The sequence below is a fragment of the Vibrio sp. Vb0667 genome, from assembly GCF_033391095.1.
On sequence record NZ_JAWPOL010000160.1, the window covers coordinates 1 to 1,476 of the forward strand.

Consider the following 1,476-nt stretch of genomic DNA (forward strand, 5'->3'; position numbering starts at 1 on the left):
CGGTTCGCACTGTCAATGAATGTGCACAAATCGGTCGTGACGATCTAACGGTTGCCACTAACCTACAAGAAGCACGTCTGCTTTGTGGCAGCGAAGACACATTCCAAGCTCTAAAAAAGGTCGTGCTATCCGACTCTTTCTGGCCGAGCGAAACCTTCTACCGCGCAAAAATCCAAGAACAACGCGAACGTCATGCTCGCTACCACGATACGACCTATAACTTAGAGCCCGATATCAAATCGACCCCAGGAGGTCTTCGCGATATTCACACTTTGAGCTGGGTAGCGCGTCGTCACTTTGGCGCCACATCTCTGCTAGAGATGAGCCGTTACGGCTTTCTTACCGATGCGGAGTACCGCGAACTGGTGGAGTGTCAGGACTTCTTGTGGCGTGTCCGCTTTGCGCTGCACATTGAACTTCGCCGATACGACAACCGTTTGACCTTCGCACATCAAGCACAAGTGGCCGAAAACCTCGGTTATGTTGGTGAAGGCAATCGCGGCGTCGAGATGATGATGAAAGAGTTTTATCGCACACTTCGTCGCGTCGCAGAATTAAACAAAATGCTGCTCAAACTGTTTGATCAAGCCATCATCAATGGTGGTGCAACTGAAAACGCAGAAATTTTGGATGCAGATTTTCAACGCCGTGGATCGTTAATCGAAGCCAGAAAACCCGCGCTATTCCAAGCCAGACCTGAAACTATTCTTGATATGTTTTTGCATATCGCGAACGACTCAACCATTGAGGGGGTAAGTCCTCCAACCCTGCGACAACTGCGTACTGCACGTCGCCGCTTAAACAAGTTTTTACACACGATTCCAGCGGCTCGTGAAAAATTCTTAGCGTTATGTCGACACCCAAATGCACTTCATAAAGCATTCAGTTTGATGCACAGACTTGGGGTCATGGCCGCGTATTTACCACAATGGAGCCAGATTGTTGGTCAGATGCAGTTCGACCTGTTCCATGCCTACACGGTTGACGAGCACAGCATCCGCTTGCTGAAACACATCAATACCTTTAACAATCCAGACAACCATGCGAAGCATCCGATTTGTTGCGACATATACCCTCGCATGCAAAAGAAAGAACTGCTGATCATCGCAGCAATCTTCCATGATATTGGTAAAGGTCGCGGTGGTGATCACTCAGTGATTGGTGAAGGTGAAGCGTACGATTTCTGTATTGAACACGGGCTGTCGAAGCCAGAAGCTAAGTTAGTGGGCTGGCTGGTGAGGCATCACCTTCTCATGTCAGTCACCGCACAACGACGCGCTATTTACGATCCTGACGTCATTACCGAGTTTGCCAAGCAAGTTCGTGACGAAGAATCTCTTGAGTATTTGGTGTGTCTCACGGTTGCGGATATTTGCGCAACCAACCCAGAGTTGTGGAACGCTTGGAAACGCACGCTACTTGCCGAGCTATTCTACTCAACGCAACGCGCACTGCGTCGCGGATTAGAAAACCCGG

The 1,476-nt window shown here is 49.4% G+C and carries 1 protein-coding gene; it reads left to right on the forward strand.

Annotated features, from left to right (window positions below; all coding sequences use genetic code 11):
- On the forward strand, positions 1-1,476 hold a 1,476-nt coding region (glnD, locus tag R8269_RS24250), incomplete at both ends, for a [protein-PII] uridylyltransferase (protein WP_318222779.1).